Below are 26,907 nucleotides of genomic sequence, written 5' to 3'. Positions count from 1 at the left end.
CCCCCGCCGGCACCCAGGCCCCCGCCGGCCCACGCGACCGCGTCGACGCCGCTGCCACCGGCCGACCCGTGGCGGCAGGCCCCACTCCCCATTCCGGCGACGCTCCAGGATCCGACCGGTCCAACCCGGCCTGACCGCCGACGAACGACCCGCGGCCTCCGATGGCGGCGCCAGAACTGACCCGGCACGCCAGCGACGTGACCCGGGCCACCGTGCCCACCGGCCAGGGGCTGAAGGCCCTGGCGACGAGCGACGCCACCGCACGGGCGGCGATACCCTCCGACCGTGCGCACGCCTCACCTCCTCCGCCGTCTCCCGTTCCGGCGGCTCGCCGTGGCTCCCGCCGCCGCGGTCGTCGTCGGCCTCGGCCTGAGCGGCTGCGAGCGGCCGACTCCCCTGGTGACCATGGAGTCCGGGGGACACTTCGTGCAGACGAACGCCGCGCAGTACGAGTGGGACGGGACGGTGATCCAGAAATCGGTATCACCGCCGCACATCACGATCAGGCCCGGAAACGCCATCAACATCGACGTGCCGACGTCGGTCGCCGACCGCGGCTACTTCCTCGTCCTGGGCAGGGAGCGGGTGACCGACAAGATCAACGAGACGCACTACCGGTACGTTCCCGCCAAGAACACGCCTGCCCTGCTCGTGGTGTTCGCGCTTCCCGAGGCAGGCAGCTCCAGCGACCAGGCGTCGGGAAGCTGGCCGTTCCTGGTCACCTTCAAGCCCTGACCCACCGCCGGCTGCTCCGCCGCCGGACCGGAACCAACGACCCACGCACACCAGCCCCCGAACGGGGATACACCGTGCGCGCAGCGTGCCATACCTCCCCACTGGGACCACGCAGCGTCGTCCGCAATGCTAAGATCCGGCAACAAGTCCGATTTGCACCCCATCGAAAACCCCGTACTGTTACCCAGCTGTCCGGTGCGGTGGTGTTCGGGCGGATCGACCGACAGTATGCGACGACAGACGAGGACGTCCCCAGATCATGATCCGGACCTGATCGTGAGCCGCACCCTGATCGTGACCGCAGTGACCGCCGAAGCGGACGCGGTGTGTGCCGGCCTGATGGGCAGCTGGTCGCGCGGCCGGACCAGAACCCCCATCGGACCGGGCAGCCTGGTGTCCCCCGAATGGGACCGCCAGCTTCTCACCACCTCCACCCTGGGCCCCTACGTGGGCCGGCGACGCGGACCGGTGACGGTGCTCGCGGCAGGCACCGGCGGCCCGGCCGCGGCGGCGGGCACCGCGGTGGCAATGTCGGTGGCGAGCGCGGCGGGGCAGCCGTTCAGCCTGGTGGTGGCGATGGGGATCGGCGGTGGGTTCCGCGGCTGGGCGGAGATCGGGGACATCGTCCTCGCCGATCGCATCTTCGCCGCCGACCTCGGCGCGGAGTCCGGCCTTGACGAGGAACCGCCCGCTCCGCTGATCGGCCGCATCAGCGAGATGGACCGCAATCTCGGGTTCCACAGCAACGGCGCGCCGGCACCCCGCGGCGGCCCCGCCCACTTGCCGAACCCCGCGGGGTCGTTCCTGAGCCTGGAGGATCTCGGGCTCGGTTCGTCCACGGTGGTCCCGGATCCGGACCTCATCCACCGCCTGGGCACGGTGCTCGACGCCACCGGGCGGCGGATCGTTACGGGTAGCGTGATCAGCGTGTCGACGGTGACGGGCACCGAACGTCGGGCCACGGCGCTGACCGAGCGGCTGGACCCGGTGGCGGAGTCGATGGAGGGGTACGCCGTCGGGGTGGCCGCCCGGGCCTTCGGCGTCCCGGTGGTGGAGATCCGTACCATCAGCAACACGGTCGGGCGCCGGGACCGGTCCGACTGGAACCTGCCGGTCGCGCTGGCCAGCCTCCGCACGGCCGCCGCGGCACTCGTCGCCCACCCGGACGGTCTGGTGATGGCCGCACCGGTGGCCACCACGAGCGACACCTCCACCACGATCCCGGCCGGACACCCGGGTGCCCGCGGCCACCACGGGAACAACAGCCACCACGGGACGGGAGAGCACTGAGATGGGTGCTGGCCGGGCGACCACCTCGAACCTTCCAGGTCCGCTCTCGCTCGCCATCTCGCCCTGCCCCAACGACACATTCGCCTTCCATGCCCTCGCGCACGGACTCGTCCCGGGCGCACCCGAGGTGTCGGTGGCCTTTGCCGACATCGACGTCCTCAACGCCCGGGCCGCCGACGGGCGGGACGACCTCGTCAAGGTGTCCTACGCCGCCCTGCCGTGGCTGCTCACCGGGTACCAACTGCTGACGGCGGGCGGGGCCCTGGGCCGCGGCTGCGGCCCACTCGTCCTCACCGCCGGGCGGTCGGGCCTGCGCGGTGCCCGGGTCGCCATCCCCGGCACCCGCACCACGGCCTACCTGCTGTTCCGGCTGTGGGCGGCCGACGAGGGCGTGACGAGCGCCGACGTGCTTCCCTTCGAGAAGATCATGCCCGCCGTCCGCGACGGCGCGTACGACGCGGGGCTCGTCATCCACGAGTCCCGCTTCACCTACCCGTCCTATGGGCTGACGGCGCTCGTCGACCTCGGCGACTGGTGGGAGGGCCAGACCTCGCTGCCCCTTCCGCTCGGCGCGATCCTCGCCCGCCGGGGGCTGGACGGCCCGGCGCTGTCCGCCGCGGTGCGGGCGAGCGTCGCCGCGGCCTTCGCCGATCCCGCCGCCAGCGCCGACTACGTCCTCGCCCATGCCCAGGAGATGGCGCCCGACGTCGTCGACGCCCACATCAAGCTGTACGTCAACGAGTTCAGCCTCAACCTCGGCGACGAGGGGTTCGCCGCCGTCGAGGCCCTGCTCTCCCGCGCCGCCGACGCCGACCTCGTCCCCGCGCTTCCGCGGCCGCTGCGCTGAATCGCGAGCCCCCTCGGAGGGTCCTGATGGCAGGATGGAGACGTGAGTACCGATCAGATACCGGCTGTCGGCGTCGCGGAGCTACCGGTCGAGCTTTCCGCGGACGGTGCCCCGCTGATGGTGGACGTGCGGGAGCCCGACGAGTGGTCCGCCGGTCACATCGCCGGCGCGCTGCACATCCCGATGAGTGAACTGGCCGCCCGGCTCGACGAGGTTCCCCGGGAACGCGAGGTCGTCGTGGTGTGCCGCTCGGGCGGCAGGTCCGCCGCCGTCACCAACTACCTCAAGCAGGGTGGCTGGCAGGTCCGCAACCTGACCGACGGGATGCTCTCCTGGCAGGCGCACAGCCGCCCGATGGTGAGCGAGAGCGGCGCCGCGCCCACCGTCCTCTGAGGACCGCCGGCCGGCTCCGCCGGGTCCGGGCCGACTCCGCCGGCTACTCCGCATTTCTCGGATGACCCGGCGCCGCGGGCTTCCGGTCAGCCGCTCGGGGTCAGCCCCAGTGCCGGCTGGTTCGGGCACTTCTGGAGAACCGCGCGCATCGCGTCCGCCTCCGCCTGGACGACCCACAGGCGGTAACGGGCCTTCAATCCCACTTGGCGCGCGATGTAGGGGCACTGCTCCCCCGGGCTCGGCGGCAACCATTCGGCGGCGTCGTGATCGCTCTTGCGCTGATTCGTGGGACCGTCGACGGCCAGCAGGTTCTCCGGATCGTTGGCGAACTGGAGCCGTTCCCGGGCGGTCCAGTTGAGCGCGCCGGTCCGCCACGCATCCGCCAGGGGGACGACGTGGTCGATCTGCACGCTGGCGGAGTTCCGTCCACGGTCGAAACGGATGATTCTGGTGGTGTACGGATCCCGGAGCTCACCGGTCAGCACCGTGCAACCGTCCGATCTGCGGATGGTGGTGCTGCGCAGATCTCGCCGCAGAATGTCGTTACGGGTGTCACACCCGTTGTCGTCGATGTCCGACCAGGCGGGCCCGAACTCGTCCCGGCGGTACCTGGGAGAGTTGTCCTCCTCTTTGATCGGAAGGGTGCCGAGCAGCTTCAGCGCCGAGCCGCTGGCGGTCGGGGCACCAACCTGGTTGGACGTTCCGGTCTGGTCGGAAAGGTCACTGCAACCGGTCAGGCCGCCGATGAGGGCGAGGACGGCGAGGGCCGCGGCTCCGCCGGGTCGACCGGGTCCGCGACGATCTGGACCGACACCGCTTCTTCGCACCGGACTCCCCACCTCGACGGTTCGGAACCCGTGGGGGGTGCTCGCCCCGCTTCGGGTCCGTTCGGATCGAGGGTGACATTAACTGGAGATCGGCCCGCCGGGCTGGTCGGCCACCGTCAGGGGACGGGAACGCGGACTCCTCCGCTCACCGGATTGTCGTGCAGCTCCAACTCCTGGGCTGTGGCCTCCCGCGGGATGTCGAAGACCATGGTGCCCGCCCTGAGGTCACCCGGGTTGATCGAATCCCACAGATCCTCGTTACTCAGTTGGAGGCGGGCGAGGAAATCGGCGCTGTGCCGGCCTCCGCCGTCGTCCCACAGAAACTGGGATGAGGTCACCAGCGTGCGGGTGGAGTCGCCGAGGTTGCGCACGGTCACGTGGGCCAGGCAGAACTGGCCGTCCGTGTGCCGAGCGAGCAGTCCGTCACCGAGTTTGGTCTGCCCGCACCGGAAGGAATCCACGATGAACTCGAGCTGGCCATCCGTGACGGGGCGGTTCAGGCCGCTGGCCGAACCCGATGCCGTGCTCGGACCGGTGGAGCGCGACGGGGCGGTTGTGGCCGCCAGCTGTTCCGCGGAACCATTCTGGCCGCTCTTTCCGGTCTTTCCGGGCAGGCTGACCACGACTGCGATGACGATCAGCGCGCTCAGGACGATGGCGGCGATCCAGACGAGTCGCCTGCGATCGAGCCCGCGGGCCGGCGGCGGCTGGGCGAAGGGTGGGTACGGTGCGCCGGGCTCGCCCGGTACCGGCCCGTGCTGATCGGGAGCCTGGCCGGACCACGGCCCCGGCGGTGCGCCGGCGACCTGCCCGCCCATCCGCCCGCCCAGCTGCGCGGGTGGGCGGGCGCCTACCTGGGCGGGCCGCGGGCCGGGGCGTCCCATCGGGCTGTGCGCGTCGGGCTGCCCCGGTGGTGCCTGGCGTGGTTGTCCCGCTCCCTGGCCCGCCCGGGCGGCGGGAGCGCCCGCGTTCCAGGGGACCTGACGCGCGGGAGCCGAGGTCGCCGCGCCGATCCGGGTCGGCGCGGCGCGGGGCACCTCGCCGGTTCGGCTCAGGAGCTCCTCGGCCTGACCCATCGCCTCGCCGATGGCACCGGTACCGCGGGAGGGTGGCTGCGCGATGAGCCGCAGCAGCAGGTCCCGGGCGCTCGGCCGGTCGTCGGGATGCTTGGCCAGAGCCGCGCTGACCAGGCCGACCAACGGCTGCGGCAGACCACGCAGGTCCGGGGCGGACCCGACGATGCGCATGCCGAGGTCGATGTCCGTACCGTCGCCGAACGGGTGGCGGCCGGTACCGGCGTAGGCGATGAGGATGCCCCAGGCGAAGACGTCCGCCTCCGGACCGATGGGCTGGCCGTGCACCTGTTCGGGCGCCATCCACCCGGCGGAGCCGAAGCCCCAGGCCGTGGGCTTCGCCTTCGCGCCCTCGAGGGCCTGCGCGATCCCGAAATCGATCACACGTGGCCCGGACAGTGAGAGCATCACGTTACTGGGCTTGAGATCCCGGTGGACGAGGCCTGCGCTGTGGATCGCGGTAAGCGCCGTCGCGACCCCCACGGCCAGTCCGGTCAGGGTCGACGAGGTCAGCGGGCCCTTGTCGACCTGCATGTCCAGCCGGACCCCGTCGATGAACTCGGTGACGAGGTACGGCGCGGGCGCATTCGGATCCGCGTCCAGGACTTCGGCGGTGCAGAAGGGAGCGACCTTGCGTGCCGCTTCGACCTCGGCCCGGAACCGGCGGCGGAACTCCTCGTCGGCAGCCAGATCCGGTCTGATGACCTTGATGGCAACCCGCCGTCCGGCCCGGTTCCTCGCCAGGTAGACCGTGCCCATGCCGCCGACCCCCAGCCGGCTGAGCAAAACATAGGGGCCGACCGACCGGGGCTCGTGTGGATTGAGCGGATCACCTGGTTCGGAGCGGCCGGAACCCATGCGTGCGGCGTTGTCGGCCACGGTCAGCACCGCACGGCTGTGATCACGACCGCTGTCCACTGCTTGTCACACGAATGCCTCTCAAATCCCGATCCGACGCCCCGTTCCGACCGCCGATCCGTGCCCTCCGCCGATCAGCGGAGGTGGGACGGCCCTCGGCGATGCCACCACGGCCGGCTGCGGGGCTGCTCATGGTTCGGTCTGGTCTACGTTTGCAGTCTGCCGCACTGCCAACGCTTCCAGTCGCACGCGGGCTCCCCGCCGACGGGACCGGTCGGCTCCCCGACAATGTGTTGCCGCCACGGCGCGCAGGCCGCGGCGGATGAGGCCGCAACCGAGGAGGCATCGTGAACCGGTGCGTACCAGTGTGGCCAATCTGATGAAGGGCTCGATCTCGGCTCATGCCCGGATCCTGATTGATGTGGCTGGCTCGGTCGGTGTCGCTGATGTGATGGGAACAGCGGATTCGATGGACCCACCTGGCGGCGTCCGACGAGGAACCTGGCGCCCAGGTCGCGGTGTGCACCGGGTGCGGCCGACGGGTCAGTTTCCTGCCGCCGGCCTAGACCTCCAACTCGTTGGCGACGGCGTGCACGACCTTGGCGACCCGCTGGGCGGTCCGCCGGTCGGGATACCGGCCGCGACGAAGGTCCCGCTGCACGTCGTCCAGCACCTTGATCATGTCTTCGACCATGCTGTGCAGCTCGTCCGGACTGCGCCGCGCGGCCTGGGCAGCCGCCTTGGCGACCGACGGCGGGGCGGTCAGCAGCCGGACCGACAGTGCCTGGTCGCCACGCCGCCCGGCGGCGACGCCGAACTCGACCCGGTCGCCGGGTTTCAGCCGGTCGACCCCGGCGGGCAGGGCGGCCTTGTGCACGAAGACGTCGCCGCCGTCGTCCCGGCTGAGAAAGCCGAAGCCCTTGTCGACGTCGAACCACTTGACTTTGCCGGTGGGCACGGGCGACCTCGTTCTGTGTAACGGCAGGACAACGCAACGGAAGATGAGTGATTCCCAGGCTATCCGTCGGCCGCACGTCGCGTGCGTCTTCGGTAGCGATCGGCTGTCGAGTGAGCCCCTTTCCCGTGATGGTGGCCTGGCCCGCGTTCGGCACACGTCCTCGTAGGCTGTCGCACGTGTCGGCGAAACCCTCGTCCGGGCAGGCCGGACCCGTGGCCGACGGTGCGGTAAACGAGGCCACGGCTCCGGTCGGGACCCCGCCGCCGGTGACCTGGGCGGATCGGCTGGTCCGGGTCGGGGCCGTGCTCTTCGGCACCGGTCTGGTCGCCACGGCGGCGGCGGTGATCCCCTTCTTCCTGGGTGCCGAGAATCTGCCGACCTGGCTGAACGCCGTCGCCAGCGGCGGACTGACCATCGGGTTCGCCGTGGCGCTGATGGGGGTGCTCGCCGCCGCCCGATCCCGGATTCCCGAGGAGAGCGATCCCGATCTCTACGTGAACAACCCGCATCCGCCCGACCACGGGGCCCCCGGGGACGGCGACCACCCCGGGGACGGCACCGGTCCGCGGACAGACCCCGTCACCCGTTCCCGATAGTTCCTTGATCTCACGGCCGGGGGTGCGGGCCCCGGCCGGGCCGACCGCGTCGACCGCGTCGCGGCGTCAGCCCTGCTGTCGTCGGCGCCGGGCCTCGTCAACCAGCCAGGGCGGGAAGTCAGCCAGCCGGGGGAGGACGACATCGGCGCCGGCGGAGAGCAGATCAGCGGCCGAGCAGGGCCCGGTGGCGACCCCGACGGCGAGAGCGTCGCCGTCGCGGGCGCCGACCATGTCGCCGACGTGGTCACCGACGAAGATGTCCACGCGGTGGGCGCGCAGTGCCTCGCCCTTCGCCTGCGCGAACCGGGCTCCCTCCACCACGTCGGCGGTGATGCCGATCCGGTCCAGACTCGCCCGGGCCAGTGCCGTGCTCTTCGCGGTGACGACCACCACCCGGCCGGCGAGCCGCCGCACCGCCTCCACCGCGGCCACCGCGGCCGGCATCGGCAGCGACGCCGGCACCGCGTGGACCGTGTAGAGCTCGCGGTAGCGGGCCGCCACGGCCGTGACATCGGCCGGCGGGAACCAGTGGGCGAGCTCCGTCTCCAGCGGCGGGCCGAGCCGGGCGACGACCGTCTCGGCGTCCACCGCCACCCCGGTCTCAGCGGACAGGACGGCGAAGGTCGCCCGGATCCCGTGCCGGGCATCCAACAGGGTCAGATCGAGATCGAACCCGACGACCGGGACGGGCGCCCGCCAGAACGACACCGGCCAAGCTTAAGGGCCGTGTTCCCCGGGAAGCCCGCATTATCCGAGATCGCCTACCAGATCTGTACGCCCCGGGCGGGCGAGATCCGGCTCATACGTCGCTCGACCGGTAGTGTCCGCGGGTGTGACCAGGGTTGTGGTGGATGTGATGCTCAAGCCGGAGATTCTCGACCCGCAGGGGCAGGCGGTGCTCGCCGCGCTGCCGCGCCTCGGCGTGAGTGGCATCGTCGGGGTCCGCCAGGGCAAGCGTTTCGAGCTGGAGCTGGAGGAGGGCACGGACCTCGACGGCGCGGTCCTGGCCCGGGTCGAGCACCTGGCCTCAACCCTGCTGGCCAATCCGGTGATCGAGGACTACGCGGTGCGCATCGAGGACGCCTCCCCGCCGTCGGTGGGCAGCCCCGCCGGCTGAGCCTCTCCACAGCCGGAGAGGGGACGCCCGCACCCCACCCAACGGCGCAGCACGCGCCACCAGAGACTTGCGAGGGGGGTTCGGGGGGCTCGGCCCCCCGACCAGCATGACGAAAGTCCCCAACGGCGCAGCACGCGCCACCAGGGACTTGCGTGGGCGAGGGGGGAGTTGAACCCCCACGTCCGCTAGGACACACGGACCTGAACCGTGCGCGTCTGCCATTCCGCCACTCGCCCGAGTGGGACTATCTCTCGACCAGACGACACGCTACCACGCCGGAGATGTCCTTCACGGAGGGGGGTCGGGCCCGTCGCGAACATGTCAAGCTGCCGAGCCGTGGGACGTCCGCGCTCGGGGGCATACGATCTCACAGACCGGGAGAAGGGAGGTCGAGCATGGGCGTGCTACAACGCTTCGAACGGCGCCTGGGCGGCCTCGTCGAGGGTGCGTTCGCGAAGGTGTTCAAGGGCGGAGTCGAGCCCGTCGAGATCGCCAGCGCGTTGGCCCGGGAAACCGACGATCGGCGGGCGGTCAGTTCGAACCGGGTGCTGGTGCCCAACGAGTTCGCCGTCGAACTCGCCGGCGGCGACTTCGCCCGGCTCTCCCCCTACGACCGGGCACTGTGCGACGAGCTCGCCGAGATGGTCCGCGAGCATGCGGCCGAGCAGCGCTACACCTTCGTCGGCCCGGTGTCCGTGCGGATGTCCGAGGCCACCGATCTCGATGTCGGCGTCTTCCGGATCCGCAGCAGCGTGGCCGCCGCGGACCCGGGAGCGGTGACTGGACGGCGCGCACGCCCTCCCCGACCGGGCGCTCCCGGCACCCCGCACCTCGTCATCACCACGAAGGCCCCGGGAGGGCCCGCGGGCGGAGGGGAACGGGAGTATCCCTTGGACGCCGAGACGACCGTGATCGGCCGCAGCGTCGAGTGCGACATCCGCCTGAACGACACCGGTGTGTCTCGTCGCCACGGCGAGATACGCCGGCTTCCCGACGGGCAGTTCCTCTACGTCGACGCCGGGTCCACCAACGGCAGCCTGGTCAACGGTCGCGCGGCGACGCAGGTCAAGCTGGTCAACGGGGACAAGATCGAACTCGGTACCGCGACGATCATCTTCCGTCGCGAGGACGGACGGGGGAATGGCCCGGCGCGCGCGGGCGCCCGTGGGACACCTCCGCCGGCCCAGGCCGGGGGCCGGGAGACCATCCCGCCGGACCGCCGTCCCACGCCCGCCCCGGACGACCCGTACCGGCGCGGCTCGTCGCCCCGCGCCGGCCGCGTCGACCCGTACGCCGATCGTGATCGGCGCGGTGTGCCGGGGTACCGGGACGATCCATACCAGAACCGGGACGATCCATACCAGAACCGGATGGACCCGTACCGAGACCGGACACCGGAACGGGATCACGGCTACGACCAGCCGCGCGACCGCGGCGGTCGTGACCCCTATCACCGTGATCCCCGTGACGGGCGTGGGGGACGCGACGACGCTCCTCGGCGATCCGACCCTGCACGGCGCGCCGACCCCTACCGCGAGCCGAGCAATCCCGGCCGCCGGCCCGGCTCCGGTTCGCCGCCCGATGGGCTCGAATCCCTCGACGACGTGTACGACGCCGACACGGACCTCCCCGGCCGCGCCGCCCGCGCCGCCGCGGAGCCTCCCGGCGGGGATGGTCGACGTGACCGACCCAGATCGGATCGAGGCTGGTAGCGCCCGATGGACCCCACCGAGCCCAGCGAACTCGTACTGCTGGTTGTCAAGATCGGATTCCTTGCCCTCCTCTGGGGATTCGTTCTGGTCGCCGTGCGCGCCGTCCGGCTGGATATGTTCGGCCCCACCAAGCGTCAGCAGCGGCGCGAGCCGCCCCCCATGGTCCGGCCGACGCCGCCGCGCACCCCGCCCCAACCTCCACGCAAGCCACAGACACCTAGCAAACTCGTGGTGACCAAAGGTCCCTTGACCGGCACAACGATCCCGCTAGGAACGGCACCTGTCACCATCGGACGGGCACAGGACTCGACCCTGGTTCTCGAGGATGACTTCGCATCCGGGCGGCATGCGAGACTCGTGCCCCACGACGGGCAGTGGTTCGTGGAGGACCTGGGCTCGACCAATGGCACATTCCTCAACCGTACGAAGGTGACCAGTCCCATGCCGGTACCTCTCGGCGCGCCGGTCAGGATCGGGAAGACGGTCCTGGAGCTCCACCGGTGAGCCTCAGGCTTCACTTCGCCGTCCGCTCGGATGTCGGGCACGTGCGGGAAGGAAACGAAGATTCGGCCTATGCCGGGCTCCGCCTGCTGGCGGTGGCCGACGGCATGGGTGGTCATGCTGCGGGGGAGGTCGCCAGCTCGACGGTGATCTCCCGCCTGGCGGATCTCGACGACGCGATCGACAGTGACGATCTCGTGACGGAGCTGAACGAGGCCGTCCGGGACGCCAATCGGCAGCTGCGCGAGATGTCGCTGGAGAACAGCGCGCTGGACGGCATGGGCACCACGGTGACCGCCGTGCTCTCCTCCGGTGACATGCTCGGGGTCCTGCACGTCGGCGATTCCCGGGCCTACCTGCTGCGCGACGGCGTCCTCAGCCAGGTCACCCACGATCACACCCTGGTGCAGGATCTCGTGGACCAGGGTCGGATCACCCCCGAGCAGGCGAACACCCACCCGCAGCGCTCGCTGCTGATGCGGGCGCTCGACGGTCGGGAGGTCGAACCCGACCTCTCCGTGCGCCAGGCGATCGCGGGAGACCGCTACTTGCTGTGCACCGACGGTCTGTCGGGGGTGGTAAGCGAGGAGACGATCCTCGAGACGCTGCTGCTGCCCACCCCACAGGAGGCGGTCGACCAGCTGGTCGACCTGGCCCTCAAGGGCGGTGGCCCGGACAACATCACCGTCGTGGTCGCCGACATCGAGGAGGACCACGGCGAGGCGGAGCCCTATCCTCTCGTGGCCGGCGCGGCGGCCGAGAAGCGGGCGGTCCCCGGGGCGTCGCCGGCCCGCAGCGGGCCGAATCCCCAGTATCCCGACCACGAGTCCGCGGCGGCGAAGGCGGCCCGTATCGGTCGGCCGGGCTTCCACCGGCGGGACCGCCAGGCGCAGGCCAGCGATCGCGGCGACGACGACGGCGATGGCGACGACTCCGACCCGGAAGGATCCGGAGGACGGCGCTCCGGCCGGCGGGTCCTGTTCGTCTCCACCGTGGTGTTCTTGCTCATCGTGGCCGGTGCTGCGGCCGGGTGGACCTACGTGCGCGGGCAGTATTATGTCGGCGTCGACGATGAACACGTCGCCCTCTTCCAGGGCGTGAAGGGCATTCCGCTGTCCTCGGTAGTGCTCTCCCGTCGTCAGCCACTGTCGGAGGTTGCGGAGCCCGATCAGGCGGAGCTCCGACGAGGCATCCGCGCCGGCAGCCGTGACGATGCGGAGAAGATCATCTCGCGCCTGCGTACCTCGGCCATACCCGCCGTATTCCCGTCACCGAGCCCGAGTCCGACCGACCGTTCCAAGGTGCCGTCGGGCATCTCGGACTCCTCCCTCCTGTCCACTCCCCTGTGCCAGCCGGCGACCGGTGCCGGCGTCACGGTCCCAGGATGCCCGACCACACCCGTCCCCATCCCCTCACCGTGATCTCAGGCCAGCGATGACTCGCCCGCCGATCCCCCTACCTCCGCTACGCAGGCCGAGGTCGGCGGACCTCACCGCGACCTTCGCCGGCTTCCCGCTGCCCACCGGCACCAACCTCCCGCCGTACCGGCGCCGGGAGCTCATCCTGATGATCTTCGCTGGTGCGCTCGCAACCAGCGCGCTCGCCGCGTTGACCTTCGCCGACATCGGCCAGATCTCGCTCGGGATCTTCTCCATCGGTCTCGGCTTCTTCTGCCTGTGGGCACTGGCCCACCTGGCGGTACGCAGGTTCGCGCCGGCCGCCGACCCGGTGCTGCTCCCGGTCGTCGTCGCGCTCAACGGCCTGGGCCTGGTCATGATCTATCGGCTCGACCTCGCCAAGGCGGATGCCGCCGAGCGGGCGGGAACCCACATCCCGCCCGGTGCCGCGCAGACGCAGCTCGTCTGGACCCTGCTGGCGGTCATCGTCTTCATCCTGGTGCTGGCGCTGGTACGCGATCACCTCTCGCTCGCCCGGTACGCCTACACGGCCGGCCTGGTCGGTCTGGTCGGTCTGGTGCTGCCGATCGCGCCGGGCATCGGCGCGACCATCAACGGCGCGCGCCTCTGGCTGCGGATCGGGCCGTTCTCTTTCCAGCCGAGCGAAGTCTCGAAGATCATTCTTTTGATCTTCTTCGCCGGCTATCTGGTCAACAAACGCGAGGTCCTCTCGGTGGCCTCCCGGTCCTTTCTCGGGATGGGGATCCCGCGCGCCCGCGACCTCGGACCGGTGCTGGTGGCGTGGCTAGCGAGCCTGGGCATCCTGATCGTGCAGAAGGACCTCGGCTCGTCCCTGCTGTTCTTCGGAATGTTCATGGTCGTCCTCTACGTCGCCACCGAGCGGGCATCGTGGGTCGTGGTCGGCTTCGTGCTGTTCCTGTTCGGTGCCGTGATCGCGCACAGTATGTTCAGCCATGTCCAGGTCCGGGTGGACGGCTGGGTGCACGCCTTCGACGGTGACAACCCGTCGAGCACGTCGTACCAGCTCGTGCAGGGTCTCTACGGCTTCGCCGCCGGTGGCATCACCGGTACGGGGCTCGGGGAGGGGCACCCGCAGAAGGTGCCGTTCGCGAACACCGACTTCATCATGGCGAGCCTCGGTGAGGAGCTCGGTCTCACCGGCGTCATGGCCATCCTGATGATGTACGCCCTGGTCGTGCTGCGCGGGATGCGCGCGGCCCTCGGCGCGAAGGACCCGTTCGGCAAACTGCTGGCGGCCGGGCTGTCCTTCACCCTGGCGCTGCAGGTGTTCGTGCAGGTGGGCGGGGTCATGCGGCTCATCCCGCTGACCGGGCTCACGCTGCCGTTCGTCTCCTACGGCGGGTCGTCCATCGTGGCCAACGCCGCGATCATCGCGTTGCTGCTGCGGGTCAGCGACGCCGCCCGCCGCGCACCCGAACCGGTGCCGGATGCCCCCCTGTTCGACCCGGGCGCGGTTGCCGAGAGTCCCACCCAGGTGGTGAAGACGACATGAACCGCACGGTGCGCAAGGTCGCCGTCGCCTGCATGATCCTCTTCGCCGCGCTCCTGGTGAATGCGAACTGGCTCCAGGTGGGCGAGGCGGGCAGCCTCAAGTCCCAGCCGACGAACGGGCGTCAGATCACCGAGCGCCTGGAACGACAGCGGGGCGCGATCGTCGCCGGTGACGTGGAGATCGCACGTTCGGTGCCGTCGAACGACCAGTACAAGTATCAGCGGCAGTATCCGGCCGGGCAGCTCTACTCCAACGTCACCGGCTACTACACGCTGTTCACGGCGGCCGGCCTGGAGCGGTCCGAGGACGTCTTCCTGTCCGGAGACGACGACCGGCTGCTCGCGAGCCGGGTGACCGGCCTGTTCACCGGCGCGGAGCGGCGCGGCGGTTCCGTGGTCACTACGATCAACCCCGCCGTCCAGAAGGCTGCGGCGGAGGCGCTCGACAACCGCAAGGGCGCGGTGGTCGCCATCGAGCCGTCGACCGGCGCGATCCTGGCGATGGTCACCAACCCGTCCTACGACGCGAACGCGCTGGCGGCCCATGACGAGAAGGCCGCGGCCAACGCCTATGGGCTGCTGTCGGGCAATCCGGATCAACCATTGCTGAACCGGGCGACCCAGCAGACCTATCCGCCCGGTTCAACCTTCAAGCTCATCACCGCCGCCGCCGCACTGTCACAAGGCAGGACGCCGGACACCCGCGTCGCGGCACCCGACGAGCTACCGCTCCCGCTGAGCACCGTGCGGCTACCGAACTTCGGCGGCGAACGCTGCGGCGACGGCGAGACCGACACCCTCATTCACGCGCTCACCATCTCCTGTAACACCGCGTTCGCACAGCTCGGCATCGATCTCGGTGCCGACACCCTGCGCCGGCAGGCCGAGGCCTTCGGCCTGAACGCGACCTTCCCCGACTTCCCCTTGCAACAGGCCCGTAGCGTCTTCCCCGCCAAGCTCGACGCCGCGCAGACCGCGCAGTCAGCGATCGGCCAGTACGACGTCCGGGTCACGCCCCTACAGATGGCGGAGGTGGTCGCGGCGATCGCCAACGACGGCACGGAGATGAAGCCCTATCTCGTGTCCGAACTGCGCAGCCCGGACCTCAAGAGGATCAGTAAAACCGAGCCGGAGAAACTCGGTGAACCGGTGAGCAGCGAGGTGGCCGCCCAGCTCACGACCATGATGGAAAGCGTGGTGACGTCGGGGAGCGGTCGGCGGGCGCAGATCGGCGGCGTTACCGTCGCCGGGAAGACGGGGACCGCCGAGCACGGTACCAGTCTGCCGCACGCCTGGTTCGTGGGGTTCGCCCCGACGGACACCCCGAAGATCGCGGTTGCCGTCATCGTCGAGGACGGCGGCGGCGAGCTGGGTACCGGTGGTGCCGTCGCCGCCCCCGTCGCGAAAAAGGTCATACAGGCCGCATTGGACAAGCCATGAACAACTCCCCGGGCAATCCCATCTCCCCGTCGCAGCCCTTCGCCGGCGCCGCGGCGCCGAACACCGTCCTCGACAACCGGTACCGCCTGAACGGGCGGATCGCCGCCGGCGGCATGGGTGAGGTCTGGCGTGGCCTGGACCAGACCCTCGGCCGCCCCGTCGCGGTGAAACTGCTGCGCCCGGAGTACGCCAGCGACGAGTCGTTCCTGGTGCGGTTCCGCGGCGAGGCCCGCCATGCCGCCCGGCTGTCACACCCGGGCGTCGCCTCGGTCTATGACTACGGCGAGGTTGCGACCTCCGACGACTACCCGACCGCCTACCTGGTTATGGAGCTGGTGGAGGGGGAGCCCCTCTCCGCCGCGCTGCACCGGGAGAAGCGGTTGTCCCCGGAGCGCACGCTGGACATCCTCGGGCAGGCAGCCGACGCGTTGCAGGCCGCGCACGCCCTCGGCGTGGTCCATCGCGATGTCAAGCCCGGCAACCTGCTGCTGCGCCCGGACGGCGCGGTGAAGGTCACCGACTTCGGGATCGCCCGCGCGGTCGACGCCGCGCCGCTCACCGCCACCGGCATCATGATGGGGACGGCCTACTACGTGTCCCCCGAGCAGGCGTCCGGGCGTCCGGTGACACCGGCGAGCGATGTCTACTCGCTCGGCGTCGTCGCGTACGAGTGCCTCGCCGGTCGCCGCCCCTTCGACGACCGCAACCCCATCGTGGTCGTGATGGCCCACCAGCAGGACACCCCGCCCCCGCTGCCGACCGACATCCCCTACCAGGTGCGGGCCCTGGTGGACTCGGCGATGGCCAAGGACCCCGCGCGCAGGCCCAGTTCGGCGGGGGCATTCGCACGTTCGGCGGCCGGGATCCGGCGCAGCCTGTGGAGCCCGGAGCCGGCGCGCTGGCCCAGCACACCGGATGCGACCGCCCACCATCCGGGGCCGGGCGCCGTCCTCCCGCCCGCTGGTGCCGCCGCTCGCCCGCCCCGATCCACCTCGCGCACCCGACCACCGTCCTGGGTGGCCGCACCGCCACCGTCCGCTCGCACCAGTGGACCGGGGCGCACCGGCGCTCCGTCGGACAAAGCCCAGGCGGTTCCCGATGGCCCGGGAGCCATGCTCGGCGGACCCGACGTACCTGCAACGGCCCTGCACAGCCCGCCCTACGGCGGCCCCGGCACCGCCTACCACCCGGGTCCGCCGCCGTGGGCCCGTACCCCCGGCGGCCCCCCGGGCCCGTCCGGCCCGGACGGCCAGGATGATCTGCGGCCGGGCTGGGAGGGGCGAGCTGCTCGACGGCACCGGCCGGAGACAGCCTCCCGTCCCGCCCTGCCACTGCCGCTTCTGATCATTCTGCTGATCCTCACCGTGGTGATCGTCGCATTCGCGACTAACAGGTTGTTCTCCAACAGCAATTCCGAATCGAACTCCGCGACCACACCACCGGGGGTGGTGTACGCAACCGCAATCGGTGGTGAAATCGTCAGCGGTAACGCCGGGTCGGCGATTTCCGGCGCGGGAGGGGCGACGGCAGGGGAGTATTCGTGACCGACGTGACGGAGATGTATGCCCCGGGGGCTGGGCCACAGATCATCGGCGGGCGTTACGAGCTGGGCGAGGGCATCGGCTATGGCGGCATGGCGGAGGTCTTCCGCGGCCGTGACATCAGGCTCGGCCGTGAGGTCGCCATCAAGACGCTGCGCCCGGACCTCGCCCGTGATCCCACCTTTCTCGCCCGGTTCCGCCGCGAGGCACAGTCCTCGGCCGCGCTGAACCATCCCGCGATCGTCTCGGTGTATGACACGGGCGAGGACATCATCAACGGGGCGCAGATCCCCTACATCGTGATGGAGTTCATCGAGGGACGGACCCTGCGCGACGCGCTGCAGACTGAGGGCCGGTTCACCGAACGCCGCGCCATGGAGATCACCTCCGACGTCTGCGCCGCCTTGGACTACAGCCACCGGATGGGGATCATCCACCGCGACATCAAGCCGGCGAACGTGATGCTCAGCCCGGACGGCTCAGTCAAGGTCATGGACTTCGGCATCGCCCGCGCCACCACCGCGACCTCCTCGACCATGACCGCGACGGCCGCGGTGATCGGCACCGCTCAGTACCTGTCCCCGGAACAGGCCCGAGGAGCCCGCGTCGACGCCCGCAGCGACGTCTACACCACCGGGGTGCTGCTCTACGAACTGCTCACCGGATCGCCGCCGTTCCGCGGGGACAACCCGGTGGCCGTGGCCTACCAGCACGTGCGGGAGGACCCGCCGCCGCCGTCCGCTCACGATCGCGGCATCTCCCCCGAGGCCGACGCGATCGTCCTCAAGGCGATGGAGAAGGACGCCGACGACCGCTACGGCACCGCGGGTGAGATGCGCGACGATCTGGAACGGGCGCTGGCCGGACGACGCGTGCACGCCATGATGGGAGGTGGTGGCGCGGGCGGGGCCGCCACCACCCTCGGCCCGGCCGCTGCCGGCACGGCGGTCCTCAGCCGCGGTGACCGAGCGGGTTACCCCACCCGGGACCGCTACCGCGACGACGACTACCGCGACGACGACCAGACCACCTACCGCGACGTGCCCTACGACGACGGCCGCTTCGGCACCGGTCCGTTCGACCGCTACGACGTGACCGGGGCCATCGACCGGCGGGCCGTTCCCGATCAGGAGCGTTCCCAGGCGTGGAAGTACATCCTCGCGGGTCTCGGAATCGTCATCGTCTTCGTCGCCGTCGTCCTGCTCGCCACGACCTTCCTCAGCTCCGGTCACAACACCGCCTCCACGAAGAAGATCCTCGTCCCGACCGGCCTCGTCGGGCAGAACGAGGAGCAGGCCCGCGCCCGGCTGCAGAGCGCCGGCTTCGGGGGGGATGTGGTCACGAAGCTGGTCGACTCACCGGACATGGCCGGCCGGGTCACGGCGGTCGACCCGGCCGAGGGCAAGGAGGTCGCCGCCAAGGGGATGATCACCCTGTCGATCGGCAAGGCCGCCGACGACGTCCAGATCCCCACCGACCTGCTCGGGAAGACCCAGGCCGAGGCCGAGGCGGCGCTACGGGCGCTGGGGCTGGTCCCGAACTCGATGGCCTACGCCAACCCGACCGGCCAGAAGGTCGGCACGGTGAACAGCACCGATCCGCAGCCGGGTACGGCCGTCAAGCCCGGCAGCACGGTCACGCTCAACGTGGTCAGCCCGAACGTCAACGTTCCCGACGTGCGCAACCGCACGTACGACAATGCCGTCGCCGAACTCGGCCGCTACGGGCTGAACGCGGCCCGGCAGAACGTCGCGAACAACAACGTGGCGCCGGGGACGGTCGTGGACCAGAGCCCGTCCGGCGGCAACGTCCCTCGGGGCTCGACCATCACGCTGTCCGTCGCCCAGCAGATCCAGACCACCGCGCCGCCGACCCCGACCGAGACGCCGACCGGGCCCACCCCGACCGCGGAACCGACCAGCACCTCGCCGAGCCCGACGGGTAATCCCACCCCTGGGACACCGGCCACGACGAGGCCGGGCGGCCTGGGGGGGCTGCTGGGCGGCCGCAACGGCGGTGGCGGCACCTGAGGTCGTCGCGCCGACGGAGGCGGTCGTGGCTGCTCAGGCAGTATGGGACTGCGGCCGCCCACGGCAGGGTGCCTGATGCCGCGGGAGGTCACGATCTGATGCGCATCCTGGTGATCGACAACTACGACTCGTTCGTCTTCAACCTTGTCCAGTACCTGGGCCAGCTCGAGACCGAATGCATCGTGCGCCGCAACGACGAGATGACGCCGGCCGACCTCGCCGCGCTCGGCGTCGACGGGGTCCTGCTCTCCCCGGGACCGGGTACGCCCGAGGCGGCCGGCGTGAGCATTCCCATGGTGCGAGCCTGCGCGTCGGGCGGTGTGCCGCTGCTCGGGGTGTGCCTGGGCCATCAGGCGATCGCGGTCGCGTTCGGCGCTACCGTCGACCGCGCCCCGGAGTTGCTGCACGGCAAGACCTCGGTCGTCCACCATGACCGGACCGGCGTTCTCACGGACCTGCCGTCGCCGTTCATCGCGACTCGTTACCACTCGCTGGCCGTCGAGGAGGACACCCTCCCCGAGGAAATCGAGGTGACCGGCCGGACCGAAAGTGGCGTGGTGATGTCGCTGCGCCATCGGCGGCTCCCGCTCGAGGGCGTGCAGTTCCACCCGGAGTCCGTCCTCACCCAGGGCGGCCACCTGATCCTCGCCCGTTGGCTGGACCAGTGCGGCGACGGCGGCGCGGCGCGCAGGCTCGCACCGGGGCTGTCCGCCGAGGTCGAGACCCTGCGGACGGCGGCGTTCTCCTAGCCGCGCCTGGCGGTGCCGGACAGGTCGATCATCGGCCCGTCGTAGCCGGGTAACCGGCTGTCGGCGGCCTCCTCGACGCGGTATCCCAGCCGGTAGGCGTCGGCGTACTGCCGGTAGATCGTAACCTGTGGATTGGCCCGCAGGCTGGAGCGCAACGCAGCGACCTCCCCGATCGCCGTGATCCGGAACGGCGGGGAGAAGACCTCGCCGTGCAGCAGAAGAGTGTTCCCGACGCAGCGGACCGCCGTCAGTGCCGTCACCCGGCGATCCATGATGCTCATCGCCTCGGCGCCGCCGGCCCACAGCGCGTTCACGACCGCTTGGACATCCTGCTGATGCACGATGAGATCGTCGGGCCTCGGGGCGGGCACGCCGGGGGCGTACGGGCCACCCCGGCCCTCCCGCGGGGCGTCGTCCAGCTCGACGGTCAGCGCCGGCCCGCGCACCGGGGCCAACCCCGCGGGACCGGCCAGCCGCTCGACCAGGGACCGGGCGGCGGCATCGGTCCCGCGCGCGGAGCCTGGGGCCCCTGGCGGGACGGCCTGCGCCGTGGTCGCGCGCCGCCGCGACTCGGCGTCCAGCCCGGCACGGCGGTCGGCCACCCGGCGCGCCTCCTCGTCGATAACCTGCGCGACTCCCGCCCGCTCCTGGGCCGCCCAAGCGGCGGTGTCCCGCGGGCCGGCCCGATCGAACGGGCCGCCGTCCAGCACCACGACGCCGGACAGCACGCCGGCCCAGAACAGCGACACCGCCCAGATCACCCGCCGCGACCGGCTCCCCGGCCAGGGCCAGGGCCGTAGCCCGCCGTGCACCGTTGTCCCCAACCTCCCTTGGTGCACCGCTGGACGGTTCACCCACGCCTGCCGGTGGATCGCCGGGGGCGGCACGCGACCATGCCACAGCCAGCCCGGCCGGGCGATCCGTCCGCCGCGTCGGAGGTATCGCCTCCAGCGCAGGCTACGCGGCCGATGGCGCTCTCGATGCCACATCGGTCTGATCGCCCCGGCACCGGCCGCGACGCCAGCGTCGCCCGGGCACCGACCGGAGGTGAATCCCGCCGGCCGGTACGCAACGGCGTTTCCACGGACGCCCTGTCTACGCTGGTACCCAGCGCGAGACCGCCGGTGGCCGGACGAGGACGGCGACGGCGGTCGCCGCCCTCGTCCACGTACGGCCATCGAGGAGTTCCGCAGTGCCCGAGTCACGACGCCGCAAGCCCAAGAAGCCGACCCCGACCACCACCGCGGGCGCGTCGGCACGCAAGCGGAAGCCGCCGTCCCCGCCCTGGTTCGGCGGTCTGATCCTCGCGTTCTTCCTGCTCGGGATCGCCTACCTGCTCGTCTACTACTTCTCCAACGGCGGCGTCCTGGGGATGGAGGGGCTGGGCGGCTGGAACATCCTTATCGGATTTGGTTTTGTCGTCGTCGGGCTGGCCGTGTCGACCCAGTGGCGATAGCCGGCCCGAACGCCAGACGCCCAATGGCCACGCCCGGCACAACCACCGGAGCTTCCAGCCGTGTCATTCATCCACAACCGTTGTCCACAAGTGTGGATACTTCCATCTTGATCACTGATTACCCAGAGTATCCTTCTACATCCTGAACGTCAGAAGATTTTCGGCTCCTCACCCTACGAAGCCACGATCGGGTTCTCCCGGGCGCTCCGGGTAGGCGAACGCGTGTTCGTCAGCGGGACCGGGCCGGTGTGGCCGGACGACACGGTTCCACCGGACGCTGAGCTGCAGACCCGGCGGTGCTTCGAGATCATCCGCACCGCACTGCGCGAGGCGGGCACCGATCTCGGTGACGTCACCCGTACCCGGATGTTCATCACCGATCCCGCCCACGCTCCGGCCGTCGGCGCCGTCCACGGCGAGCTGTTCGCCGCGATCCGCCCAGCCGCCACACTGGTCGTCGTTGCGGGACTGCTCGACGAGCGTTGGGTCGTCGAAGTGGAAGCCGAGGCGATCCTCGGGTCCGGGGCCAGGGCCGAGGCCGACTGACGGCCGGCCCTGACGCCGGGTCCGGGTCCCGGGCCGTCAGCGCGCGATGACCGCCCTGCGCAGACGCGCCACGGTGCGTTCGGCGTCGCCGGTTGCGACGATCAGGCGCCGGAACTCGCCGCCCGGGCGGACTTCCACCACGACCGCGGGCCGGCCGCGGTAGACAGCGACAAACTCCTTGCCGCCTCGCGACCGCCAGGTCCCGAGGGCCATGACGCGCGGCAGTCCGGTCCCGGGCGCCCGCCATCCGTGCACTTCCGCGAACGCGTCCGCCGCCAGGCGTACGTCGAGTACCTCGTCGAGCCGCACGGAGACGTCCCCGCGCACCGCGCCGATCCGTTCAAGCCCGCGCAGGACGACCTCGACCCGCTTGTCCACAACCTCCAGGCTGGCCACGGCTCCCACGTTAGTGCCACGACCCGCTCGGGTTCGCCTGATCGCCGTGGCTACCCGTCCCGGGACCGGCCTGCACGATCAGGTCGAGGGGGACGGCCGGGCGTAGGCCTCGGCATCCTCGGCCCTGATCACGTACATCACCGCGTTGATCAGGGCCAGATGGGTGAACGCCTGGGGGAAGTTTCCGAGATGGCGGCCACTGACCGGATCAATCTCCTCGGCATAGAGATCCAGCGGGCTGGCGAGGCTCAGCAGCCGTTCACACAGCTGCCGGGCACGGGTCAGCTCGCCGATCTCCACCAGGGCGGAGACCAGCCAGAACGAGCAGATCAGGAAGGCGCCCTCGGTGCCGGAGACCCCGTCGTCGGTCTCCTCCGTGCGGTAGCGCAGGACCAGCCCGTCGACGGTCAGCTCGTCGGCGATCGCGAGCACGGTGGCCTTCACGCGTTCGTCGGCCGCCGGCAGGAACCCGAGCAGCGGAATCAGGAGCAGTGAGGCGTCGAGCGCCTTCGATCCGTAGTACTGGGTGAACACACCGCGATGATCCACACCCTTCTCGCACACCTCGGCGTGGATCTCCTCCGCCACGGCCCGCCAGCGCGCCGCCGTCTTGGCGTCCCCCCGCATCTGCGCCAGCCGCCGACCCCGGTCCAGGGCGACCCAGCACATCATCTTGGACACGGTGAAGTGCTGCGGCGCCCCGCGCACCTCCCACATCCCGCGGTCCGGCTCCCGCCAGTGCGTGGCCGCCGCCTCGACGAGGCGCACGAGCACCGGCCAGAGCCGTTCGGAGAGGTAGTCACGGGACTTGGTGTGCAGGTACACGGAGTCGAGGACGACGCCCCAGACATCGTGTTGACGTTGCAGTGCCGCTGCGTTGCCGATCCGTACCGGGTAGGCTCCCTCGTAGCCGGACAGGTGACCGAGGATCTCCTCATCGATCTTCGGCTCGCCGCTCACCCGGTACATCACCTGGATGTCGTCGTCATCGTTTTCGGCGACGTCGGCGATGAATGAGAAGAAATCGTTGGCCTCGTAGTCCAGCCCGAGGGTGTACAGGCCCCACAGCGCGAAGGTGGAATCGCGGATCCAGCTGTACCGGTAGTCCCAGTTCCGTTCGCCGCGCGGGGTCTCCGGCAACGAGGTGGTCGAGGCGGCGAGCAGAGCACCGGTCGGCGCGTAGGTCAGTCCTTTCAGCGCGAGGGCGCTGCGCTGCAGATGGCGCCGCCAGGGATGGTCGGGAAACATTCCCCGCGACAGCCACTGGCGCCAGAACTCCGTTGTCCGGTCGACGGCGACGCACGCCTGCAGGTAGGTGTCCGGAAGCAGGGGCTCCTCCGGGCGCCAGGTGAGCGCGACGAACGCAGTGTCCCCCTCCCGCAGCGTGGTGCGAGCCAGTGCCCGCCGGCCGTCGAAACCGAGCCGCAGGTCGGTACGCAGCCGCAGCGTGACGTTGGTGCCCGCATGGCTGATCACGCCGGAGGAGTAGTCCTCCCCCTCGTACTGCCAGGACTCGGGCTCGCGGCCGTAGTCGAAGTTCGGCTCGCACACCAGGCTGAGATCCACCGAGCCGTGCTCACAGCGAGCCAGCCGGAGCAGCACGTGGTCGGCGTCCCAGTCGCTCGGCGTCCGACGGTGCGTGTTCGAACGCTTGTGGGTGCGATGCCAGCGCCCGACCACCAGGCAATCGGTGACGATCAGCCAGCCGTTCGGCGTCTGCCAGGTGGTCTCGAGAATGTTTGTCCCGGGGAGGTAGCGCCGGCCGGCCGGGATCTGCGTACGCTCGGGACCGAAACGGAAGCCCCCGGCCGACCGGTCCAGCACCGACCCGAAGACACTCGGGGCGTCGGGCCGGGGCACGCACATCCACTCGACGTTGCCGCTGGGGGCAACGAGACAGGACGTCTCACAGTCGGACAGGAATCCGTACTCGGCGATCGGCGGGAAGGGACTGCCCCCGCTGCGCCGCACCGGTGAATACGCCATCTGCTCCCCCTGCCCGCGCCGTGCCACGGCATCCATCACGCTATCGCCACCACACGTAGATCGCTACCATGAGTATTGACAAGAAAGCGAATGGTAGCTGCTACTCGGCGGCGTGCAAGCGTCGCGGCCGTCCTCGCCCCCGCGACCGGGGCTGCCGCACTACAGCTGTCGGACTACAGCTGTCGGGCTACACCAGTGTCGACGACTTGATGATCGCGGCGACGAACAGCAACGCGAGCACGGCGGCGACCCCGCCCGCTTGGAGCAGCACCCGGCGGGGCGAGACGTAGGCGTAGATCAGACCGATGACGGCACCGACGGCCAGCCCACCGAGATGTCCCCATTTGTCGATGTTGCTGAACGAGAAGGTGATGGCGAGGTTGATCCCGAGCACGATGAGGATCTGCCGGGAGTCAACCCGCAGGCGGCGGGCGATGATGTAGTAGGCGGCGAAGAACGCGAAGATCGCGGTGGATGCGCCGACCGACACGGTGAACCCGTCACCGAGCACGTAACTCAGGGTGTTCCCACCGAGCGCCCCTGCCACGAACAGCGCGAGGTACCGGGCCCGCCCGAGGATCGCCTCGAGCTGAAACCCAAGCAGGTACAGCGCGTACATATTGAACAGGATGTGGAGCACGCCGGCGTGCAGGAAGGCCGCGGTCAGCAGCCGGTAGTACTGGTCGTCCGCCGCGATCCGGATGCCGATCATGGCGAAGTCGCCGGTGAAGCGGTTGAAGGTACCGCGGCCGGTCAACCCGGGCGCGCCCTGCAGGATGTAGGCGACGACGCACAGGCCGATGAAGATCTGGGTGACCAGCCCCTGCCGGGCGACCTGGGCCGGGCCACCGAGTGTGGTCCGCGTTCGGCGCTGCGGCGTGGAGCGGTCGCCCTCCTCCGGGCAGTGGAAGCCAACCGCCGCCGGGCGCATGCAATCGGGGCAGATCGGCCGGCCGCAGCGCTGGCAGGAGACGTAGGTCTCCCGGTCCGGATGGCGGTAGCAGTACGGGATCACCGCGGCGCCGGGTGGCTGCGGCCGGCCGGCGGGCGGTCCGCCCGCGGGAGGGCCGCCGGGACCGGAAGGTGGAGTCCACCCCGACCAGCCGGGCGCCGGGCCGACCGTGGGTCGCCACCCCGGCTCGGCCACCGGCTGGCCCGAGCCAGCCGGGCGCTGCTCCGGGCCGCCCGGCTGGTCATCCGTGGGCGGTTCGACGGGCGGGTTCGCTGTCACCACGCCGCCCCGGCGGCCGGCATCGCCACCCGAGGAGTACGGCTGACGTGAACACGTCCGGCCGCCCGTACGCATGCGGTGGCCGGCGACCACGCACGCCGCGCGGCTGGAGCTCTCATGCGCCGTACTCCCGGGTTCGAGGCGGGGACCGGCCGGTCAGGCGGACCGGCGGTCGATCACGATCTCCTGGATGACGATGTCAGACTTCGGCCGGTCCTGCGCCCCGGTCGGCGCCTTGGCAATCGCATCCACCACGTCGGTTCCCCGCGTGACCTCACCGAAGATGGTGTGCTTGCGGTTGAGCCAGTCGGTGGGCGCGACCGTGACGAAGAACTGCGAGCCGTTGGTCCCCGGTCCGGCGTTCGCCATCGCGAGCAGGTACGGCCGGTTGAAGGTCAGGTCCGGATGGAACTCGTCGGCGAACCGGTAGCCCGGACCGCCTCGACCGGAGCCCAGCGGGTCACCGCCCTGGATCATGAAGTTCGGAATGACCCGATGAAAGACCGTTCCGCTGTACAGCGGCGTGCCGGTCTTCTTGGCACCGGTCGCCGGGTCCGTCCACTCCTGCGTGCCGGTCGCGAGGCCGACGAAGTTCCGCACCGTCTTGGGAGCGTGGTCGGGGAACAAGCGGATCTCGATGTCCCCCTGAGTCGTCCGCAGCGTCGCATACAGCTCCTCGGCCATGAGCCTCTCTTCTCTTCAGATCGATCTCTGCGGGTGCCTGGTCAGCCGGCGTCCGGATGGGTCTCGATCGTATGCGCCGGGCGCCGCGGGGGAATTCCATCACCGATGGTTGGCACCGGGTACACGTTCCCAAGGGCACAGCCCAGGCATGTCACCCAAGTATGAGTGACACGCTACGGAAGGTTGACGCGTTGGAGAAGCCCACCGACGGGGTACGGCACACTTCACAGATCTTGACCAGACCGAACCCAGGCACACCACCAGTTCCATGGCCGGACGCCTCGACCATCGGCTCAACGAAAGGGCATCATGAGTACGACATTGAAGGACAGACTGTCACATGTTACTGACACGGCGCCGGTTAGCGGGCTGTCCGACACCGCGAAGAGCGCCGCCGACCGCGCCGGCACGGTCGCTCACAAGGCGGCGAGCAAGGCCGGGGGCACGGCCGGATCGGCCGCGTCGGCCACCAGGGATGTGGGCGCCAGCGTGGCGCACCGGATCTCCGACGCCTCCAGCACGGCCACCAAGACCGGTGTGTCGGCCCAGAAGGCAGCCGGGAAGGCCGCGGGCCGGGCCGTCGGCAAAGCCACCGCCGTGTCCGGTCGGACCGCCAAGCGGATCGAGAAGGCCCGGGCGCATGCCGAGCTCTCCGCCGAACGCGCCCGGGCCGCCGCCGAGCTGCGGGCGGAGAAGCATCGCTCCCGGCGCGCGGTGCAGCGCGAGACCAAGGCCCGCCTGCAGGCCGACAAAGCCCAGGAGATCCTGGAGAAGCGGCTGGCGAAGGCCGAGTCCAAGCTCGCGAAGGTGCACCGCCGCCGGCGGCGGGGGTTCCTCACGCTCGCCATCGTCGGCGCGGGTGCGGCGGGTATCGCCGCGGTGCGGCGGTACCTGGCCCAGGCTGAGGAAAGCCCAGCCGCCACCGCCGAGCCCGTGCCGCTTGACACCACCACCGCCGCCCCATCCCCCACCAAGACCACTGCACCCCTCGCCGACACCACCGCATCCCCC

26 protein-coding genes and 1 tRNA gene are annotated in these 26,907 nt (G+C 70.6%); 17 read left to right on the top strand and 10 right to left on the bottom strand.

What is annotated here, in order from left to right:
• Positions 1 to 285: 285 nt before the first annotated feature.
• The 4 genes from AC08OV_RS06535 (at position 286) to AC08OV_RS06520 (ending at position 3,265) form a co-directional block, all read left to right on the top strand.
• Positions 286 to 735, top strand: coding sequence for a hypothetical protein (locus AC08OV_RS06535; RefSeq protein ID WP_476615738.1), 450 nt, complete (start codon positions 286 to 288; stop codon positions 733 to 735).
• A gap of 276 nt (positions 736 to 1,011) precedes the next feature.
• The gene (mqnB, locus tag AC08OV_RS06530) at positions 1,012 to 2,025 is read left to right on the top strand and encodes a futalosine hydrolase (RefSeq protein ID WP_476615737.1); all 1,014 of its coding nucleotides are present in this window, start codon (positions 1,012 to 1,014) and stop codon (positions 2,023 to 2,025) included.
• A gap of 1 nt (position 2,026) precedes the next feature.
• Entirely contained in the window at positions 2,027 to 2,872 is an 846-nt protein-coding gene (locus tag AC08OV_RS06525; protein WP_476615736.1) for a 1,4-dihydroxy-6-naphthoate synthase, read from the top strand.
• 42 nt (positions 2,873 to 2,914) lie between these two features.
• Positions 2,915 to 3,265, top strand: coding sequence for a rhodanese-like domain-containing protein (locus AC08OV_RS06520; RefSeq protein ID WP_476615735.1), 351 nt, complete (start codon positions 2,915 to 2,917; stop codon positions 3,263 to 3,265).
• 86 nt (positions 3,266 to 3,351) lie between these two features.
• Here the strand turns inward: AC08OV_RS06520 and AC08OV_RS06515 are convergent, their stop codons facing one another.
• From AC08OV_RS06515 to AC08OV_RS06505, 3 genes are all read right to left on the bottom strand, one after another.
• Positions 3,352 to 4,092, bottom strand: a complete 741-nt coding sequence (locus tag AC08OV_RS06515; RefSeq protein WP_476615734.1) for an HNH endonuclease family protein — start codon at positions 4,090 to 4,092, stop codon at positions 3,352 to 3,354.
• Between the two features lie 116 nt (positions 4,093 to 4,208).
• A complete protein-coding gene (locus AC08OV_RS06510) occupies positions 4,209 to 6,023 on the bottom strand; it encodes a protein kinase domain-containing protein (protein ID WP_476619446.1) in 1,815 nt (604 codons plus the stop codon).
• Positions 6,024 to 6,585: 562 nt separating this feature from the next.
• Positions 6,586 to 6,981 carry a cold-shock protein gene (locus tag AC08OV_RS06505; protein ID WP_011438780.1) on the bottom strand — a complete coding sequence of 132 codons (396 nt, stop codon included), beginning with the start codon at positions 6,979 to 6,981 and terminating at the stop codon, positions 6,586 to 6,588.
• Positions 6,982 to 7,157: 176 nt separating this feature from the next.
• Between AC08OV_RS06505 and AC08OV_RS06500 the strand changes: the two genes are divergently transcribed.
• Complete coding sequence (locus AC08OV_RS06500) at positions 7,158 to 7,577, top strand: hypothetical protein (protein ID WP_476619444.1); 420 nt, start codon at positions 7,158 to 7,160, stop codon at positions 7,575 to 7,577.
• Between the two features lie 66 nt (positions 7,578 to 7,643).
• Here AC08OV_RS06500 and AC08OV_RS06495 read toward each other — a convergent pair whose 3' ends face one another.
• A complete protein-coding gene (locus AC08OV_RS06495; protein ID WP_476615562.1) occupies positions 7,644 to 8,285 on the bottom strand; it encodes an HAD family hydrolase in 642 nt (213 codons plus the stop codon).
• Positions 8,286 to 8,409: 124 nt separating this feature from the next.
• Between AC08OV_RS06495 and purS the strand changes: the two genes are divergently transcribed.
• On the top strand, positions 8,410 to 8,694 hold the full coding sequence (gene purS / locus AC08OV_RS06490) for a phosphoribosylformylglycinamidine synthase subunit PurS (protein ID WP_476594157.1): 285 nt from the start codon (positions 8,410 to 8,412) through the stop codon (positions 8,692 to 8,694).
• Positions 8,695 to 8,847: 153 nt separating this feature from the next.
• On the opposite strand, the gene AC08OV_RS06485 is transcribed toward purS, so the two are convergent.
• A tRNA-Leu gene (locus AC08OV_RS06485) sits at positions 8,848 to 8,930 on the bottom strand.
• 159 nt (positions 8,931 to 9,089) lie between these two features.
• Between AC08OV_RS06485 and AC08OV_RS06480 the strand changes: the two genes are divergently transcribed.
• From AC08OV_RS06480 to AC08OV_RS06445, 8 genes are all read left to right on the top strand, one after another.
• On the top strand, positions 9,090 to 10,406 hold the full coding sequence (locus AC08OV_RS06480) for an FhaA domain-containing protein (protein ID WP_476615563.1): 1,317 nt from the start codon (positions 9,090 to 9,092) through the stop codon (positions 10,404 to 10,406).
• A 6-nt stretch (positions 10,407 to 10,412) separates the two neighbouring features.
• A complete protein-coding gene (locus tag AC08OV_RS06475) occupies positions 10,413 to 10,910 on the top strand; it encodes an FHA domain-containing protein FhaB/FipA (RefSeq protein WP_462188153.1) in 498 nt (165 codons plus the stop codon).
• A complete protein-coding gene (locus AC08OV_RS06470) occupies positions 10,907 to 12,328 on the top strand; it encodes a PP2C family protein-serine/threonine phosphatase (protein ID WP_476615603.1) in 1,422 nt (473 codons plus the stop codon). Before AC08OV_RS06475 ends, AC08OV_RS06470 begins: the two co-directional genes overlap by 4 nt.
• A gap of 13 nt (positions 12,329 to 12,341) precedes the next feature.
• On the top strand, positions 12,342 to 13,838 hold the full coding sequence (locus AC08OV_RS06465; RefSeq protein ID WP_476615604.1) for an FtsW/RodA/SpoVE family cell cycle protein: 1,497 nt from the start codon (positions 12,342 to 12,344) through the stop codon (positions 13,836 to 13,838).
• Positions 13,835 to 15,277: a peptidoglycan D,D-transpeptidase FtsI family protein gene (locus tag AC08OV_RS06460; protein ID WP_476615605.1), complete on the top strand. Its 1,443-nt coding sequence runs from the start codon at positions 13,835 to 13,837 to the stop codon at positions 15,275 to 15,277. The genes AC08OV_RS06465 and AC08OV_RS06460 overlap by 4 nt, the downstream gene beginning before the upstream one ends.
• Positions 15,274 to 16,821, top strand: a complete 1,548-nt coding sequence (locus AC08OV_RS06455) for a serine/threonine-protein kinase (protein WP_476619443.1) — start codon at positions 15,274 to 15,276, stop codon at positions 16,819 to 16,821. The genes AC08OV_RS06460 and AC08OV_RS06455 overlap by 4 nt, the downstream gene beginning before the upstream one ends.
• A complete protein-coding gene (gene pknB / locus AC08OV_RS06450; protein WP_476614580.1) occupies positions 16,818 to 18,848 on the top strand; it encodes a Stk1 family PASTA domain-containing Ser/Thr kinase in 2,031 nt (676 codons plus the stop codon). The genes AC08OV_RS06455 and pknB overlap by 4 nt, the downstream gene beginning before the upstream one ends.
• A gap of 98 nt (positions 18,849 to 18,946) precedes the next feature.
• Positions 18,947 to 19,597 carry an aminodeoxychorismate/anthranilate synthase component II gene (locus AC08OV_RS06445; RefSeq protein ID WP_462188219.1) on the top strand — a complete coding sequence of 217 codons (651 nt, stop codon included), beginning with the start codon at positions 18,947 to 18,949 and terminating at the stop codon, positions 19,595 to 19,597.
• Here AC08OV_RS06445 and AC08OV_RS06440 read toward each other — a convergent pair.
• The gene (locus tag AC08OV_RS06440; RefSeq protein WP_476619442.1) at positions 19,594 to 20,346 is read right to left on the bottom strand and encodes a DUF881 domain-containing protein; all 753 of its coding nucleotides are present in this window, start codon (positions 20,344 to 20,346) and stop codon (positions 19,594 to 19,596) included. The genes AC08OV_RS06445 and AC08OV_RS06440 overlap by 4 nt on opposite strands.
• 443 nt (positions 20,347 to 20,789) lie before the next feature.
• On the opposite strand from AC08OV_RS06440, the gene AC08OV_RS06435 reads away from it, so the two are divergent.
• Together AC08OV_RS06435 and AC08OV_RS06430 are read left to right on the top strand one after the other, a co-directional pair.
• Positions 20,790 to 21,053, top strand: coding sequence for a cell division protein CrgA (locus AC08OV_RS06435; RefSeq protein WP_476592736.1), 264 nt, complete (start codon positions 20,790 to 20,792; stop codon positions 21,051 to 21,053).
• Between the two features lie 114 nt (positions 21,054 to 21,167).
• Complete coding sequence (locus AC08OV_RS06430) at positions 21,168 to 21,599, top strand: RidA family protein (RefSeq protein ID WP_476614581.1); 432 nt, start codon at positions 21,168 to 21,170, stop codon at positions 21,597 to 21,599.
• A 36-nt stretch (positions 21,600 to 21,635) separates the two neighbouring features.
• Here AC08OV_RS06430 and AC08OV_RS06425 read toward each other — a convergent pair whose 3' ends face one another.
• The 4 genes from AC08OV_RS06425 to AC08OV_RS06410 all read right to left on the bottom strand — a co-directional run bounded on the left by AC08OV_RS06425 (position 21,636) and on the right by AC08OV_RS06410 (position 25,896).
• Entirely contained in the window at positions 21,636 to 21,995 is a 360-nt protein-coding gene (locus AC08OV_RS06425) for a hypothetical protein (RefSeq protein ID WP_476604719.1), read from the bottom strand.
• A gap of 78 nt (positions 21,996 to 22,073) precedes the next feature.
• Positions 22,074 to 23,981 (bottom strand): glycoside hydrolase family 15 protein, encoded by a 1,908-nt coding sequence (locus AC08OV_RS06420; RefSeq protein WP_462202790.1) that lies wholly within the window; start codon positions 23,979 to 23,981, stop codon positions 22,074 to 22,076.
• 187 nt (positions 23,982 to 24,168) lie between these two features.
• Positions 24,169 to 25,212, bottom strand: a complete 1,044-nt coding sequence (locus AC08OV_RS06415; RefSeq protein ID WP_476614578.1) for a rhomboid family intramembrane serine protease — start codon at positions 25,210 to 25,212, stop codon at positions 24,169 to 24,171.
• 156 nt (positions 25,213 to 25,368) lie between these two features.
• On the bottom strand, positions 25,369 to 25,896 hold the full coding sequence (locus tag AC08OV_RS06410; protein WP_462189065.1) for a peptidylprolyl isomerase: 528 nt from the start codon (positions 25,894 to 25,896) through the stop codon (positions 25,369 to 25,371).
• Between the two features lie 309 nt (positions 25,897 to 26,205).
• On the opposite strand from AC08OV_RS06410, the gene AC08OV_RS06405 reads away from it, so the two are divergent.
• Positions 26,206 to 26,907 (top strand): hypothetical protein (locus AC08OV_RS06405; protein WP_476619441.1); only part of this gene is annotated, 702 nt, incomplete at its 3' end.

It is taken from the genome of Frankia sp. CeTa3Moorea, from assembly GCF_978021225.1.
This window is presented reverse-complemented; position numbering and strand designations above follow the sequence as displayed.

What these genes read in the sequence shown, in the direction of transcription:
- AC08OV_RS06525 (WP_476615736.1), top strand. Translation starts at nt 2,027, where the DNA reads ATGGGTGCTGGCCGGGCGACCACCTCGAACCTTCCAGGTCCGCTCTCG.
- AC08OV_RS06460 (WP_476615605.1), top strand. Translation starts at nt 13,835, where the DNA reads ATGAACCGCACGGTGCGCAAGGTCGCCGTCGCCTGCATGATCCTCTTC.
- AC08OV_RS06465 (WP_476615604.1), top strand. Translation starts at nt 12,342, where the DNA reads ATGACTCGCCCGCCGATCCCCCTACCTCCGCTACGCAGGCCGAGGTCG.
- AC08OV_RS06455 (WP_476619443.1), top strand. Translation starts at nt 15,274, where the DNA reads ATGAACAACTCCCCGGGCAATCCCATCTCCCCGTCGCAGCCCTTCGCC.
- AC08OV_RS06420 (WP_462202790.1), bottom strand. Translation starts at nt 23,981, where the DNA reads ATGGCGTATTCACCGGTGCGGCGCAGCGGGGGCAGTCCCTTCCCGCCG.
- AC08OV_RS06510 (WP_476619446.1), bottom strand. Translation starts at nt 6,023, where the DNA reads ATGGGTTCCGGCCGCTCCGAACCAGGTGATCCGCTCAATCCACACGAG.
- AC08OV_RS06445 (WP_462188219.1), top strand. Translation starts at nt 18,947, where the DNA reads ATGCGCATCCTGGTGATCGACAACTACGACTCGTTCGTCTTCAACCTT.
- AC08OV_RS06475 (WP_462188153.1), top strand. Translation starts at nt 10,413, where the DNA reads ATGGACCCCACCGAGCCCAGCGAACTCGTACTGCTGGTTGTCAAGATC.
- AC08OV_RS06480 (WP_476615563.1), top strand. Translation starts at nt 9,090, where the DNA reads ATGGGCGTGCTACAACGCTTCGAACGGCGCCTGGGCGGCCTCGTCGAG.
- AC08OV_RS06410 (WP_462189065.1), bottom strand. Translation starts at nt 25,896, where the DNA reads ATGGCCGAGGAGCTGTATGCGACGCTGCGGACGACTCAGGGGGACATC.